The sequence below is a fragment of the Vibrio sp. 2096 genome, from assembly GCF_033339595.1.
Classification (GTDB): Bacteria; Pseudomonadota; Gammaproteobacteria; order Enterobacterales; family Vibrionaceae; genus Vibrio; species Vibrio alginolyticus.
Window position 1 is genome coordinate 376,873 of record NZ_JAWOUX010000003.1, and the last position, 15,337, is coordinate 392,209.

The following is a 15,337-nucleotide window of genomic DNA, read 5'->3' on the forward strand; positions in this document are numbered from 1 at the left end:
CTTTGGGTGTAGATTAAGGAACTTGATGGGATATTTTGCTTTTAATTGAATAATGAGTAGTATTAAAAAATGAGCTCTGGCTTAAGGTGTATAAAATCTGCCAAGAAACAAGTGTTATAAAGGTGGAATATACCGAGACTCTATAAAGAAGCAAAAATGTAAGAAAATAGGAATACGTAATGGATTTACGATTAGCGGAATATAAGGACTACGAGCGCATTGCGCATCTTCATGCGGATAGCTGGAAGCGTCATTACCGTGGCATTCTTAGTGATAACTATCTTGAGAAAGAAGCGATTGACGACAAACTACTGATTTGGCAAACCCGTTTGACCAACCCACCATTCAATCAGCACATTGTCTTGGCGGAGGAGGGAGGTTTGCTACTTGGCTTTGTTTGTGTGTTCGGCAACCATGATTTCGAGCGTGGAACCTTTATTGACGCATTGCATGTTGATGACAGTTACCGTGGTCGTGGTATTGGTAAGCAGCTATTACTTGCTGTCGCAGAATGGCAACAGCAGTACTTTAAAGACACAGGTCTTTATTTAGAAGTTGTGTCGCAAAACATTTCTGCGATTGAATTCTATCGCCACATTGGTGGACAAGAGGATCAAGAGCGAACTTGGCGCGCACCTGATGGCAAAGAGGTGTTAGAAAAAGTATTCCGTTGGAAGAACGCCCAGTCATTAGTTAGTGGGATTGAGGAAAACGTGATTTACTCCTAACCTAGCGTTCTAAAACATTAGATAAGAGCAGTCTCAACACTGCTCTTTTTTGTTTATGCACCCTAACGTTATGTTTTTATTAAAAGCTTTCTAGAAGTTAACCCCCATGGCTTTTAGTTCGAGCTCACATTGCTGAGCATTTTCAAACTGAATAGCAGCCATGCCAACTGCTCGGGCACCTTCAACATTGTAAGGCATGTCATCAAGAAATACTGTCTCTTCGGGGTTAAGCTGATACTTTGAAAGTAGAGTTTGGTAGATCTCCGCTTGTGGTTTTAGTAATTGAACTTCAGAAGAGATGATTGCTCCATCAAACAGTGGCCAAAACTCATAAGTAGTACGAAGGTGTTCCACAATTTCGTTGATGTTGTCTGTGAGCGCATATACGCCATATCCGGCTCTTTTTACTCGTTTTAACAGCTCTATACTGCCGTAAAGTAATATTTGAGTGTGTTTTACATAATAAAAGAAGCGGCCCATTTCTTCCGTCGTTACTTGGTGTTCACGTTGATAACGCTGTTTTGCTTCCCTTTCGGAGATCGTCCCTTTATTTAAATCTTTCCAGATTTGTGATGAAAATAGCATCTGAGCCATTTTCTCTGACTCTACGGAACCACCAAATGTTAAGCGAACGATTTCTACTGGAGACCAGCGTACCAATACATTACCTACATCAAAAATGACATTTTTTATCTGGACAGAATTCATAACACATCCCAAGCCAATTGTTCTTCACCACGCTATATGCGGTGAGTACTGTTTTTGAATCGTTGGAAAGTCGTGCCAAAGGCGCGACTTAAGTTTCTTGCACAAAATGAGATTAACATCCAATTGGATACAGAGCGATTATCGCAAAATTACACTAAACTATATGCAACTTTGTTTATTTGGTTGTAAATCAAGTGCAGCTGTCTTAAAAGATTGAAACTAAAGATAAGTATTGCGAGCTGTTTACGTCATTTCGCGCTGCTTATAAATGATGATTAATATATAATTAGTTAATAATAAAATGATAAAAGTGAATCAAAATCACATTGTTGTGCGTCAGGCGGAGTAAGCAAAACAGATTATATGGACTCGATACGTAAGGTTTATCAATATGCAGAACCAAACCTAACTCTCGTTGGCTGGATGGGGTTTCTTGGCTTTCCGCTGTACTACTTTGTCTGGGAGTTTGCCTTTCCACAGGCTTATGAAAATTTACCTCTTAGATTGTTTTGCTCGTTATTGTTTTTCGGCATCATTTTTAGAAACCGCTTATCATCGACTTGGAGAGATTATGTTCCTATTTACTACCAAGTGACGATAACGCTGTGCTTACCGTTTTTCTTTTTTTATATGTTACTGATGAATGACTGGTCCAATGTATGGGTTATGTCGTTTATGTCTGCAATTTTCTTACACATTTTACTGGTTCATGTTACTAGGGTCATGTTTGCTCAAACCTTTGCTGGGATAGGTTTAGCAACATTCTTCGCTTGGGTTGCAAAAGGGTTCCATCTTGACTTGACCATGGATTGGACTCATGTGCCAATCTTTCTGTTTATTTATGTCTTCGGTAATTTGTTCTATTTTCGTAACCAAGTTGAACATGAAGCGAAAGTCTCGCTGGCAAAATCATTCGGGGCAGGGATTGCACATGAAATGCGTAACCCGTTGAGTGGGCTTTGCACTTCAATAGATGTTATCCAGTCGATCTTGCCCAACATGAAAGAGGCAGGAAAAGAGCAGTACGTCATGAGTGTAGAAGATGTCACCTTATTACGTGAAGTGAGTCAGGATGCAATGAACATTATCCAATCGGGTAATGAAACCATCGATTTATTGCTGACTTCGATTGATGAAAATCGAGTTTCTCGTTCTAGCTTCAAAAAATATTCAGCTCACTCGGTCGTTGAACAGGCAATTGAAAGCTTCAGTTATAAACGTGCCACTGATCGATTTGCCATATCGTTGGATGCGAGAAGTGAGTTTGAGTTTCTAGGTAGTGATACGCTGCTTAAATACGTTATGTATAATCTTTTCAAGAATGCCTTCCATCACCGTAAATCTGAAGATTTTCACATACATGTATCCATGATAAGTTCAGAACGCTTTAATCAAATTGTTGTAACCGATAATGGTGCTGGTATTGCTCCTGATGTTCTACGCAATATCTTTCAAGACTTTTACACCACCGGCAAATCAGGAAGTTATGGTTTGGGCCTACCGTTTTGTAAAAAAGTCATGCGTTCATTTGGGGGGAACATTGAGTGTCAATCTCAGTTAGGGGAGTGGTCTCAATTTACGTTAACTTTCCCACTAACGACATCTGATACCGTTACTGAAATCAAAAACGATCTGACTAAACTCAAAACCATTCTAACGGTGACTAGCCAAGATATCTTGGTGTCTAAAGTAACAGATATTAGCCGTTTTATGGGCTTTGACTCGACAATTTTAGATGTCAACCAAGTACTCAAAAAGAAAGAGTACGAGTTCGAATTCGATCTGATTTTTATCGATCTTGAGAGCTTAGATCCAAGAGCAAACCAATTGGATAGATTAGAATCTCTCTTGTCTTTCACTGAAGCACGCATAGTTTATCTTTTTGAGCATCATCCGACTCAGAGAGCACGTAAGGCTGCATATGAACCTATTTGGATCGAAACGCAAGCCTGGTTACTGAATACTAAACCAACTATTGAGCGTCTCTTATATGATTCAAGCTATGTATCGACACCAACGGCCTCGGTGACGTTAGATAATTCAAATAAGCGCACAATTATGGTCGTGGATGATAATGAATCTTTGCGTAAATTCACGGCAATGTTACTTGAAAAGCAAGGCTTTGAAGTGATTAAGAAAGAAGACGGGCAGCAGGCTCTGGATACACTAGAGCAAGAAGATGTTGATCTCATTCTGATGGATATCGAAATGCCAATTATGGATGGTGTAGAAGCGTCTAGGCGAATTCGAAGCTCGGATAAAAACTATGCGTCGGTACCTATTATTGCGCATACAGGGGATAGTTCACCTGTCACGTTGGACAAAATTGGGTCTTCGGGTATGTCTGACTTCATCGTAAAACCGGCGGATAAAAATCGTTTGTTCGATAAAATCGCAAACTGGATCTAATCATTCGCGACTTGTTTTCTTGAGGCGAGTTGCTCACAACGAATAACACGAATAAAGAGCTCAGCAAAACTGTTGAGCTCTTTAGTTTTATCTACACACTAACTTACACAAACTCTAAGTCAGGGTGTGCAAATGCTTGTTGGCAGACAGTGAGTACATGATCAACTTCAGCAGCTGTCATGTCTGCATTGACTGAAAAACGGATGATGTTTTTGTTCCTTCCAGTTGCAGGGCGGCAAAACACTGCGCCGTAAACATTTCGCTCTTCGAGAAAGTCGCGGACTCGCTCAGTGTTTCTCTCGTTACCACATTCTAATGCGATAATTTGTGATTCACTGCGAATAGTAAATCCAATGCGTTTTAAACCAACGGCTAAAGACTTGGCTCTTTCAAACAGAATATCTCGCTTATCATCTGATTTTCTTATGACGTCCAGTGTTTTCTCTAGCCGAATGATCTCTTGCGGTAATACGGTAGAACTAAATATTGCAGGGTACGCCACAAATGGAAGCGTCTTCGCCAGTTTTTCTGGGCCTAAAATCGCGCCAGCACGATAAGCAAATGTCTTGGCAAGACTAACGGTAATAAAATCTACCTTATGAGTTAAGCCAAGACCCTGCAGTATCCCCGCACCTTGTGGACCGTGTGTACCTAAAGAGTGTGATTCATCTACAACCAGGCCGCAGTCAAACTCCTGTGCTATTTCGTAGATATCACGTAGAGGAGCGATGGTCCCGATAGTGCTGTAAACCGAATCCACAACAATGATCCCTGAACCGTGACGTGAAATCTGTTTTCTTAGGTGACTGGTGTTGTTATGCATGAACGGATGAATTTGTGCTCCGGCAATACGTGCGCCTTCCCACAAAGACATATGTGCAAAGAAATCAATGTACACAGGTATGTTCGGTGCACAAATAGTCTGCAATAAACCGACATTCGCAGCCCAACCAGATTGAGAAAGTAGACAACTAGGCATACCAACGAAACTGGCTAGTTGCGTTTCAAATACAGGTTTCGATTCATCGTCTTGTAAGAAAATCGCGGACATCACGACGTTGTCATCGTGCTGGGAAATCGCATCACGATGCGCGTTTTGAATCTCCTTATTATGAGACAGTGCAAGGTAATCATTGCTTTGCAGGACAACGGCATTACACGGTGGGCGTTTACCAAGAACAAGGTGTTTTTTGTTCTCATTCGGTTCGATTAGATCTTGAATATAAAAATCTAGGCGTTCCTCGATAAAGGAGGGAAGTGGTTTGCTTTGTATAGTTTCACTCATAATAAATCTCTTCTTCATATGGAAAAACGCCAGCGCTGACACTTATTCATATTGCGGATTTTGGGGAGAGTGTCACTAACCAGGTTGCATAAGTTTGCAGACCCTTGCAAACTCGACATTTGAGGGTTGGATGGTGGCTGTAACTCTATAGGGGCCCGGGGTCTAAACTAGTTTGTGCTTAAAGTTTATACGGCGATTTTGCGGTGTTTTTTCGTGCTTCATATCTGGGATTTTGGATGAGGAATATAAAGTTTGAAAAGTGAAAAAAATGGGCGCATTAGATAACAAAAAAGGCGCGAAAATCGCGCCTTGAAACATGAGTAGATAAGAGACAAGCTTATCGCTTATTACGTAAATAGCGCTTACGACGCTCTTCTTTACGCTTCGCTTTTTCTTCTTCTTTACGGGCGGTCTCAATCTCGACTTCAATCAGCTCTTGAGTGATCATTTCTGGGCGTTCTAATGTAATTTGGCCCAAAGTGCCTTGACGAAGTTCGTGCAATAAGATCTCTGATACTTTGTGCAAGTCAACACGTCCACCTGCACGTAGTGCACCGCGGCGACGACCAATTTCTTCCATGATCTCGATATCTGATTCTGGAAGCTCTTCAATTTGATAACGCTCTTTAAGCTTGTCTGCATAATGAGCTGCTAGGTATTCAATGGTATAGAATGCGACTTCGTCATATTCCATCGCTGTATCTTTTACCGCGCCGGTAGCCGCAAGGCGGAAGCCACTGTGTGGATTTTCCACTTTTGGCCATAAAATTCCTGGAGTATCAGATAATACGATGCCATTTTGCAGGTTGATACGTTGTTGACGACGTGTAACCGCGGGTTGGTTACCTGTTACAGCGATTGTTCGACCTGCGAGGGTGTTAATGATCGTCGACTTTCCAACGTTTGGGATGCCCATGATCATGGTGCGAATGTTTTTACCAATTTCTTCTCGGTGTGGGGCAAGTTTGCGGCAAAGCTCCATGATTCGATGCACTTCTTGTGGTTCAGAAGTCGTGATCGCCATTGCTTTTACATGTTGCTCTTGCTCCAAGTGCTCAATCCACAGTTGAGTTAATTCTGGATCGGCCAAATCACGTTTGTTCAAAACTTTAACGACAGGTTTGTCACCACGGATTTGAGAAATCAAAGGGTTTTCACTACTGAAAGGAATACGAGCATCCAGTACTTCGATGATCACATCCACTTGAGGGATTGCTTCTTCGATCTCTTTACGTGCTTTGTGCATGTGGCCAGGAAACCACTGGATTGAGTTATTAACCATTTGAATTTAATACCTTAATTTTTCTAATGCTCCAGCGGTTGTAAAAGTAGCAATGTGAGTCTTGAGTAATACAATACTAGAATGCATTTTCTAAAACTGTGTTTACTTCAAGCTGCTCGAAACCGCGGAGTTGAGCTTTCTTTCATGTTAATACGTCAGTTTATCATGGAATGATGATGAATTATTCAAGATGAAAGTAAAAAGCTATGGCGTGCAAACCTAAAAGCACACATCTCTTATATATACCGACTCGCAGTGAATATCCGTCTGGGTGAGAGACCGAACGCAAACGCTGTGTAGTCAAAGGTGGATTGTGTTGTCAGATTGTTCTGACGGATTTTGGTTTTTTGATTTTATATCAAAGCTTTATTTTTATTTCGCTATTGAGCGAAGTTTGACTTTTATCTGACAAAAACTAGTCTGAGCTTCCATTCAGAGGAAGCAGTCATGCTCAGTATTCTTAGAAGTATTACGGTATCGTCCGTCGCCTTAATTTTTTTAGCGAGTTCTTTTTGCTCAACTGCCAAACAGAGTCCTAAACCGAAGGTCATCGTTGGTGTTATTGCGCAAGACGAAGCTAAAGACTCGTTTGACGGTAGCGTTGGTCCTTCGTACGGAATTAGTCTTGAGTATTTGTCTAACATTACTAAAGCTTTGGATTATGAGTTAGAACTTCGGACTTACAAGCATATTCCGTCTTTACTTGCGGATGTCGAAAGCAAGAAGATTGATGGTGCGGTTGGATTTAGTAAAACAGCAGCAAGAGAAAAGCGTTTCTTGTTTTCGATGCCTTTCTTTTCGAGCACTATCGCTGTTTGGTATCGGAATGCCACTTACCGAGATAGTGATGCGCGTGATCTTAAATGGGTGTGTGTTGAGGGCAGTGTGTATTGTGACAACCTCACTGAACGTGGTATCGATAAGATACATTATGTTAAAACACGTTTAGAGGCGTTTAATGAAGTTAAGCGAGGTAAAGCGAACGCGCTGATTTACACTTATGTTGGTATTACCCAATATTTGGATTTGAATGACATTGTAAAAGGGGTTGTCGATATTCCCAGTTGGTTGAAAGACGAAGAGGTGAGTTTTATCGCTTCGTTGGACAAACAGAGTCTGATCGATGACATCAACAAAATCCTTCACTGGGAGCAAAATGGAAAAAACATTCGCTCCGTCGCCTCGAAAAATCCTTACCATATCAGTGATAAGTTATTGGTAGATTACCGACGTAATCATCAAAACAAACTAGTGATAACTTACAGCAGCAGTGACGAAGCTTATCCGTTTCTCTACCGAGATTCGCAAACGGGCGAGTTAGACGGTTTCTTTCCAGATTTTGTCGACTTATTGCAGTCTCGTACTGGCTTGAGCTTTAAGTATGTGAAGCCGACGTCGAGCCTTTCTAATGGATTAACGGCATTTGATGCCGATATAGTCCCCGTTTCTTATGTGGGTGAGCTACCTAAGTCAGATTGGTTGTTCACTAAACCATTCATGCACAGTAATTACGTGGCTATCCAAGCGGAGCAGAGCAAGCGCGATAAATCTGCACTGAAAGAAGCGGGTATTCTGCTCACTTTGAAAAAGCAAGGGTTAGTTCATTTGGGCACTTTGCAGCAAGGCCAAGTTGATCATTATAATGATTTGAAGAAGCTGCTTACCGATTTGAAATCGGGCGTTTTGGATGTGGCTTATATTCCTGACGACATCGTTCACAACATGATTGCACAAGATCAAGTCGATGGCTTGGTGATCAATGCGGAGGACGTTTTGACGTTCTCTAATGCATTTGCGGTTGCAAACCACAATACACAACTGCAACACATGTTGAACAGCATCATCGAAACCATTGATTCTAACGAGATCGAAAAACTGCTGCGTTCTCACCGAAGCTTCAAACTGACTTATGGCTATGACGCGGAGCAGATCGCTACATTTGTTGTTGCTGGTTCATTCATATTCTGTCTCATGTTGATTGCGGCGTATTTCATCTTATCTCACATGCGACTTAAAGTGAGGTTAGCCGAATTTAATGCTGACAATGAGGAAGCGGAAAAGCAATGGCTGATGGACATCATCAAAGAGATCAATAGCTTGGTTTTTATCCATAGTGAAAATAACCATATGGAGATGAGCAATTGTGCGAACTACAACAGTAAACAGTGCCAACAATGTAGTTTGAAAAGTGATTCTGCGCACGTTCCTCTGGTGAATAATTTTGATGAACTGACCACTGTTATTGCTGGAAAGCGTATTTCAGAAGAGGTTGCCTCGTCGGGCTGTGAACTTGATATTAAACATGTATATCGAGAACGCAAAGTCATCGCTTCTCCTAGCGGTAAGAACAAGTTTGTACTGACTGTGATTCAAGATATTACCCAGCAAAAAGAACGTGAACAGGCGTTAATCGATGCGCAAAAAGAAGCGCAAACCGCGGTACGTGCGCGCGAAAACTTTTTGGCAACCATGAGTCACGAATTAAGAACGCCATTGTCGGCAGCACACGGCATCCTCGATTTGCTAAATCACCAAGTGACGGCAGATTCAAATCGCGAGTTAATTGCCCAAGCCATACGCTCGCTCAATCATTTGAATACGTTAGTAGACGAAGTACTGGATTATTCAAAGTTAGAGGCAGGGCACTTAACCGTCGCCCCAGTTAAGACCGACTTGCTTAAAACCTTGTGCGATGTGTTTCGAAGCTTTGAACCACGAGCGCTCGCGAAAGGTTTGGATTACAAAGTGACAATCAAACCATTTTCGAATGCTTTCATTGAAATCGACGCGCTGCGATTGGTGCAAATTACCACCAATCTACTTTCCAATGCGGTGAAATTCACTGCCGAAGGAGAGGTTGGAATCAGTGTCATTCTTCATGAAAAGCAGCTTATTTTGAAAGTGGCGGATTCAGGTATCGGCATGACGGATGACCAACTCGAAGGCATTCTCAATCCTTTTGTTCAAGCGGATGACACTATTACGCGTAAATATGGCGGTACTGGATTGGGGCTGAGCATTGTTGACCGATTGATCGACTGCATGGGCGGCGTGCTCTGCATCGATTCACAATTTGGCTTGGGCACGACGATTACCGTCAAACTGCCAATTGAGCATTGCGACTCTGAGCCAGACGTTTGTTTGAACTGGACGTATAGCGAGAGCTTACCACTTAATATTCGCCAGTGGTGTGATGCGTGGAAAATGCGTCCAGCGACGTTAAAAACAATGGTGGCGAACCTTCACCCTATACACGACAGCGATGCCAGTTTTAATGGCCTAATGCTGCGTGACGAACAAAGGGTACTTGGCAGTCTTACGCTAAGAGAGATTCAATATCCAGATACATTGTTCAATTTGCTCAGCCAAACGCAGCAAGAAACCAAGCTTAGTGACGTAAATCAAGAAGTGGTTTCTTGGGTTCTCGGCACGGTACTGGTCGCAGAAGATAATCCCATTAACCAAAGTGTGATAGCAATGCAGCTTCATGAACTTGGAATCGAACCTGTCATTGTGAATAACGGCCGCGAAGCATGGGAATACATCAACCAAGATGAAAACGTTGTGTTGCTGCTGACCGATTTTCATATGCCAGAAATGGATGGCTATGAGCTTGTTAGGCACGTGAAAAACTCCGAATTTAAAGCAATTCCAATCATCGGTGTGACAGCAGAAGATGCTCGTCTTGCCATTGAGCGCACACAGGATATCGGCATTGATGATGTGCTCTACAAGCCCTATGACCTTAATCAATTAAAAACCGTTTTGATTCCATTTATTGGCGAAAAAGAGAGGGGTAGGCTGCCCGGCTGGATTAAACGGTTCAAAGCACAGGACGCAAAAGAGATTGCGCGCGTGTTTAGTCAATCAATGTCTACAGATATAAAAAACTTAAACGCCGCATCGACTGAGCGAGACAAAAAACGGGTCATTCATGGCATCAAAGGAGCGGTTGGGGCGATAGGGGTAAGCATGCTGACTGAGCTTTGCATTGAGGCAGAACGAGTTACTGCTGCGGAGTTTGACAGGCGAACAGTGGAGCTAATTTTACGAATCGAGCAGGAGATCGAAAACATAAACTATTGGGTAGAGACAAATGAATACACAATTTAATGTGATGGTGATTGATGACCATCCGCTACAAACCACAATACTTACGCAAATATTGGATCGCTATTGCGCGCAAGTCATCCCTTTTAACTGTGTGGATGCCGCTATTCAGAGTGTGCAGGAACAACATTTTGACGTAATTTTTTGTGATATCCAAATGCCCGGAAAAGACGGCATCGATATGATGGAAATGCTCGATAAAGTCCAGTACCAGGGGCAAGTTGTACTGGTCAGTGCAATGGAATTGACCATTATTTCTGCGGTAAGAGCCATGTGCGAGGGATTTAGCTTTGAAGTATTAGGGAAGCTGCCTAAGCCATACGATGAAAATGAAGTCGTTGATTTGTTGGGTAAAATAAAAGATGAAAAAGCGAAACAAGTCAGCTTTGCTCAACCTATTGAAGTGGAAGATCAAGAATTCCTGTTTGCTCTGGCTGAAGGGCGAGTGAAAAATTATTACCAGCCTTTAGTCGATGTGCAAAGTGGGGAAGTGCTTGGGTATGAAGCGCTCGCGCGTTGGAATCATCCTATTTATGGTGTGTTACCCCCTCATTATTTTTTGCCAATTGTAGAGCGTTGCCGCCTTTCTGGAGAGTTGTTTCAAGCTGTATTGAGTAATGTTATCTATGACATGAAACACCGCGGATTGACGCAAAACGTATCCATCAATGTAGACCATGAAAACTTAGAAGATACGGCGTTCTCTCATTACTTTTTACAGCAATGTTTAGAGAGCGAGATTGACCCATCACAAATCACCATTGAAATTACAGAGCGAGATACATTTCAGACTAGCGCGTCCCTGTACAAGAATTTACTCAAGTTGAGGATGAACGGTGTCACTGTCTCAATAGATGATTTTGGCACGGGTTCATCAACGTTTGAAAAACTGGCTCAACTGCCATTCAACGAGTTAAAAATCGATCGTTCGTTTGTACAAGGTGTCGAATGCGACATCAAAAAACGCAACATCGTTGTTGCTATTTGCGCGTTAGCGAAAAGTTTGAATATACGACTGGTCGCGGAAGGTATTGAAGACGAAGTCACACTGCAAGCGATACGTGAGTATGGGATTGATCTTTGCCAAGGCTTCTACATTGATAAACCCATGCCACTAGAAGTCATAACCATACTAAATGAAAGATATGAATAAATTGAATTACTTGATCTTTGACGATCATCCTCTCGTTTGTGTTGCAATCAAGTCGTTGTTGGAAGAGTTAGGGAAAACAAATGGGGTATTTACTGCAACATCAGCGAAGATGGCATTACAAATATTGAAAAAGGAAGAAATTCAACTGTTGATCTTAGATGTGAACTTGGCAGATTGCGATGGGTTTGATTTCTACAAACGTATCAAATCCCATGGTTATGAAGGCAAAGTCATTTTCTTCTCCGCTGAAACTAGCCAAATGTACAGCCAAATGGCTTTTCGTTCTGGCGCTGATGGCTATGTGTGTAAATCGGAAAATCACGACATTCTTAAAGACGCGATAGAAGCGGTAGAGAAGGGGTATACCTTCTTCAAATTTAAGCAAGTTGTTAATAGCGTTCGAGAAATGCCACAACTTTCAAGCAGAGAAAGCGCAGTAATGAAGTATTTATTACAAGGAAAGTCCAATCGAGAAATCGCTTCAGTGCTATCAATAAGTGACAAAACAGTCAGCACATACAAACGTCGTCTATTGGATAAATTTAACGTAAAGAACATTGTTGAGCTAACAAGAGTGGCGGGGGCGTAAGACCGCATCATGACACTTAAAAGTATCGCGTTGTCTCTTTTCATCGCAACATTACTATTCGTCACTTCTGTCACAATGATTGGTGCGGTGTTAATTTCTTATGAAGTAAAGCAGTTCAACACTTACGCGAATAATTTAGCCAAAATAAAACAAAAAGTAATTCTCATGGGGCTATTGACGGAAGCGCAGCTCGAGCAATACAAAGGCATGAGCGTGAGTGAAGTAGAAGCGCAAACAGAGCTGAGCTTTCAAGATGCGATTTACTCCCTGTCACGTTATGAAAAACTTAATTACGTTGAAGCTGTTGCACGGAAATCGCTTCATCAGGCTGAAGCGTATTTATCAAATGCGTTCAATCGACAAAATGCCGTTATGTATTTTCGTTCTTATACTGGAAACAAACTCATCTTAGAGAGACCGATTGAAGCGCTAGAGGGAGTGAAAGCCACATTTGATGTTGATTGGTGTAAAAGTAACTATTCTTGTGTGTTAGCCGCGTGGAAAGAGCAACTAACGGACCGGGTATTGTTTTCCCTACCATTTAAAACGACATACTCCGATGACATGGCGATAAGCATCATGAGTCCGGTTTACTTTCAAGGTGAGTTAGTGGGAGAGTTCTCGGAACAATTATACCTCTCGCCGCTTTATAATGATGGGAAAGCGGTGGATGTTCAAATAGCGAATGGGAACAAACAAATGGTGATTTATTTCGCTGGCTACCCCTTTCCATCATTCGCGTACACCCAATCATATGTCGCAGACAACAACAATCTTATCGTTTACATGTACCCATTCAGCAAAATTGTATTGGATTACGTGTTCTTGTTTATCATCTTCTTTTTCGTAACCTTAGCGTATTACAACAAAGCTTATGAATCTAAAGAGAGCCAACTTCGCCTCGCGAAAGCACTGACGAACGTGACGAAAGATGATTTAACGGGATTGTTTAACCGCAGAGTTTTTCAAGATAGCGAGTTCAAACGTCGTTTGGAAACCGCGCCATATTCCGTCATTGCAATAGATGGCGATAGGATCAAGCGAATCAATGACCATTACGGTCACCATGTAGGGGACGAAGTTATTGGAATTATTGCTGATGCTATGTCTAAAGTGTTTCGAAATAGTGATTATCTAGTTCGAACTGGTGGTGATGAGTTTGTTGTGATTCTGCCGGGTTGCAGTATCAGTCAATCTTCAATATTGGCGAAGAAGCTTCGTAGTGTCGTTAAAGATAACCGACTAAAGACCTTGGATATCGAGGTTAGTGTGAGTACTGGTATCGCGGCGAATGAATTACACGAAACGCTTCAGGACGTTATTGTACGTGCAGATGAAGATCTCTATGAGATGAAAAAACACAGACAAAAGTCCCATTAAGCAGGTCTGGTATTGACTCAATGTTAAGTTACGGAACATAACCATGACATAACTGTTTGATTAATTTGACCAAACAGAATGAGTGGTCTTTTATATTAGAGCAGTCAACAAATAGTGATTGCTCTATTTATTCTCGACCTTACATCTGGTGTCGCACGTGAACAAAGATCTCGACTTAAACTTACTTAAAATACTTGTCTTACTGGATAAGCACCGTCAGCTCAAGCCCGTTGCGAAAGCGATGGGGAAGAGTGAAGCGTCAATTAGCAAATACCTTGCCCGATTGCGACTCCAGCTAAACGATGAATTGTTTATTCGGCATCCTCATCACATGGAACCGACGGACTATTTAAAACGTCAATTACCTAAAATTTCCGATGCACTCGAGAAGCTTGAAACTTGTCTAATTAGAGATGAGTTTGAACCGGAAAATTACGAAAAAGACATCACCATTTGTTTACCGCAAACCGCTCAATACTCATTTGGGCATTTACTTGCAATGGATTTAATGGTGCTGTTTCCCAAGGCGCACATTTCGATAGCAACGATTACAGAGTATACGATAGAAGAGATAATCCTAGGCAAAGTGGATGCGCAGTTACATTACTTCAACGAGGATGTTCCGAAATCTGTTTATCAGAAGTTCATCGGCTATGCGCCTGCTGTGGTAGTTGTCCCTGAAGAGCTGGGAATTACCACCCTGGAAGAAGCGGCCAAACTTCCCTTTATCATGTTAGAGATTATCGGTTGGAAAGAGAAAGAGCAGCTCGTTAAGCGTGCAATGGAAAGCCACGGTATGGTCATCAACCGTATTGCGGCTCTAGACAACGTAAGCAGCGTATTGAAGCTAATTAAGCAAAAAAGCGCCGCAACCGTGTTACTTGAATATCAGGCGCCAATTGATGGATATAAATTTATAAGAGTGCCAGAGCATTTTTACCCAGATGGCTGGCCAAAAGTGGTTGTACAGGTGAAGCAAAGCTTAAGACATGATGCAATGCACCAGTTGTTAATCGGTGCTATTGCAAAATACATGAGCGCTTAGCGGCAAAACTCAATGTTTTCTGACTGAGGGATAGTATGCAGAAGTTCAATCAACGTGTCCGCATGGTACTTTTTCAGAATACGCGTTTTGTAGGTGCTGATTGTTTTAGCGCTGAGTGAAAGTTGTTCAGAAATCTTCTTATTTGAGTAGCCTTGTACAAGATAATGGAACACCATGGCTTCGCGATTTGAAAGTGTTACGTTACCCGACGATGGTGTGTGAGTCGACTTAAACATTGAGTAACCGCGTGAAACACTCACAATTGCGTCAATAATGGTCTCTCTTGTTTCATGTTTGCTTAAGAAGCCGTTTGCGCCCATTTCGTACGCGGCTTTAGAAAGACTCGAGTAGTCACGTGAAGAAACAAATAACAGTCGGCCACGATATCCCGTCGCTAAAATGTTTTTGGCTAAACGCATACCATCGCGGTCGCCAAGCACTACGTCTAGAATAATCAAATCAATCTTTTGGCCTCGAACAAGATCCATCACTTCCGCACTGTCAGTGGTTTGAATCACTTCAGCTGCGTTGATTACGGATTCAACTAGAGAAGCAAGTGCTTCGCTATACAATGGTTGAGCGTCGATAATAAGAACATTATTCAAAGTTAACCTCACCTAATACATCAACTAGTGTGCTGTCAGGCGA

Annotated in this window: 11 protein-coding genes; 7 read left to right on the top strand and 4 right to left on the bottom strand. The window is 41.9% G+C overall.

Annotated features, from left to right (window positions below; translation table 11 throughout):
• Nucleotides 1-179: 179 nt before the first annotated feature.
• Nucleotides 180-728 carry a GNAT family N-acetyltransferase gene (locus R7Q41_RS07865; protein WP_005376525.1) on the top strand — a complete coding sequence of 183 codons (549 nt, stop codon included), beginning with the start codon at nucleotides 180-182 and terminating at the stop codon, nucleotides 726-728.
• Nucleotides 729-818: 90 nt separating this feature from the next.
• On the opposite strand, the gene R7Q41_RS07870 is transcribed toward R7Q41_RS07865, so the two are convergent.
• Complete coding sequence (locus tag R7Q41_RS07870; RefSeq protein ID WP_025767847.1) at nucleotides 819-1,436, bottom strand: HAD family hydrolase; 618 nt, start codon at nucleotides 1,434-1,436, stop codon at nucleotides 819-821.
• Between the two features lie 363 nt (nucleotides 1,437-1,799).
• Between R7Q41_RS07870 and R7Q41_RS07875 the strand changes: the two genes are divergently transcribed.
• On the top strand, nucleotides 1,800-3,845 hold the full coding sequence (locus tag R7Q41_RS07875) for a response regulator (protein WP_318144453.1): 2,046 nt from the start codon (nucleotides 1,800-1,802) through the stop codon (nucleotides 3,843-3,845).
• Between the two features lie 103 nt (nucleotides 3,846-3,948).
• Here the strand turns inward: R7Q41_RS07875 and cqsA are convergent, their stop codons facing one another.
• Nucleotides 3,949-5,130 carry an alpha-hydroxyketone-type quorum-sensing autoinducer synthase gene (gene cqsA, locus R7Q41_RS07880; RefSeq protein WP_017635350.1) on the bottom strand — a complete coding sequence of 394 codons (1,182 nt, stop codon included), beginning with the start codon at nucleotides 5,128-5,130 and terminating at the stop codon, nucleotides 3,949-3,951.
• A gap of 337 nt (nucleotides 5,131-5,467) precedes the next feature.
• Nucleotides 5,468-6,412: a ribosome biogenesis GTPase YlqF gene (gene ylqF / locus R7Q41_RS07885; RefSeq protein WP_005376521.1), complete on the bottom strand. Its 945-nt coding sequence runs from the start codon at nucleotides 6,410-6,412 to the stop codon at nucleotides 5,468-5,470.
• Between the two features lie 447 nt (nucleotides 6,413-6,859).
• Between ylqF and R7Q41_RS07890 the strand changes: the two genes are divergently transcribed.
• The 5 genes from R7Q41_RS07890 to R7Q41_RS07910 all read left to right on the top strand — a co-directional run bounded on the left by R7Q41_RS07890 (nucleotide 6,860) and on the right by R7Q41_RS07910 (nucleotide 14,689).
• Nucleotides 6,860-10,525: an ATP-binding protein gene (locus tag R7Q41_RS07890; protein ID WP_213888977.1), complete on the top strand. Its 3,666-nt coding sequence runs from the start codon at nucleotides 6,860-6,862 to the stop codon at nucleotides 10,523-10,525.
• Nucleotides 10,509-11,675 (top strand): EAL domain-containing protein, encoded by a 1,167-nt coding sequence (locus tag R7Q41_RS07895; protein WP_213888975.1) that lies wholly within the window; start codon nucleotides 10,509-10,511, stop codon nucleotides 11,673-11,675. The genes R7Q41_RS07890 and R7Q41_RS07895 overlap by 17 nt, the downstream gene beginning before the upstream one ends.
• On the top strand, nucleotides 11,668-12,264 hold the full coding sequence (locus tag R7Q41_RS07900; RefSeq protein WP_017635347.1) for a response regulator transcription factor: 597 nt from the start codon (nucleotides 11,668-11,670) through the stop codon (nucleotides 12,262-12,264). Before R7Q41_RS07895 ends, R7Q41_RS07900 begins: the two co-directional genes overlap by 8 nt.
• A gap of 9 nt (nucleotides 12,265-12,273) precedes the next feature.
• On the top strand, nucleotides 12,274-13,644 hold the full coding sequence (locus tag R7Q41_RS07905; protein WP_213888972.1) for a GGDEF domain-containing protein: 1,371 nt from the start codon (nucleotides 12,274-12,276) through the stop codon (nucleotides 13,642-13,644).
• A 157-nt stretch (nucleotides 13,645-13,801) separates the two neighbouring features.
• The gene (locus R7Q41_RS07910) at nucleotides 13,802-14,689 is read left to right on the top strand and encodes a LysR family transcriptional regulator (protein WP_033906494.1); all 888 of its coding nucleotides are present in this window, start codon (nucleotides 13,802-13,804) and stop codon (nucleotides 14,687-14,689) included.
• Here R7Q41_RS07910 and R7Q41_RS07915 read toward each other — a convergent pair.
• Nucleotides 14,686-15,294: a response regulator transcription factor gene (locus R7Q41_RS07915; RefSeq protein ID WP_017821556.1), complete on the bottom strand. Its 609-nt coding sequence runs from the start codon at nucleotides 15,292-15,294 to the stop codon at nucleotides 14,686-14,688. The two genes, R7Q41_RS07910 and R7Q41_RS07915, sit on opposite strands and share 4 nt — an antisense overlap.
• Nucleotides 15,295-15,337 lie beyond the last annotated feature (43 nt).

Bases quoted from the DNA above. Each gene is read 5' to 3' on its own strand.
- R7Q41_RS07865 (WP_005376525.1), top strand. From the start codon at position 180: ATGGATTTACGATTAGCGGAATATAAGGACTACGAGCGCATTGCGCAT.
- R7Q41_RS07870 (WP_025767847.1), bottom strand. From the start codon at position 1,436: ATGAATTCTGTCCAGATAAAAAATGTCATTTTTGATGTAGGTAATGTA.
- R7Q41_RS07875 (WP_318144453.1), top strand. From the start codon at position 1,800: ATGGACTCGATACGTAAGGTTTATCAATATGCAGAACCAAACCTAACT.
- cqsA (WP_017635350.1), bottom strand. From the start codon at position 5,130: ATGAGTGAAACTATACAAAGCAAACCACTTCCCTCCTTTATCGAGGAA.
- ylqF (WP_005376521.1), bottom strand. From the start codon at position 6,412: ATGGTTAATAACTCAATCCAGTGGTTTCCTGGCCACATGCACAAAGCA.
- R7Q41_RS07890 (WP_213888977.1), top strand. From the start codon at position 6,860: ATGCTCAGTATTCTTAGAAGTATTACGGTATCGTCCGTCGCCTTAATT.
- R7Q41_RS07895 (WP_213888975.1), top strand. From the start codon at position 10,509: ATGAATACACAATTTAATGTGATGGTGATTGATGACCATCCGCTACAA.
- R7Q41_RS07900 (WP_017635347.1), top strand. From the start codon at position 11,668: ATGAATAAATTGAATTACTTGATCTTTGACGATCATCCTCTCGTTTGT.
- R7Q41_RS07905 (WP_213888972.1), top strand. From the start codon at position 12,274: ATGACACTTAAAAGTATCGCGTTGTCTCTTTTCATCGCAACATTACTA.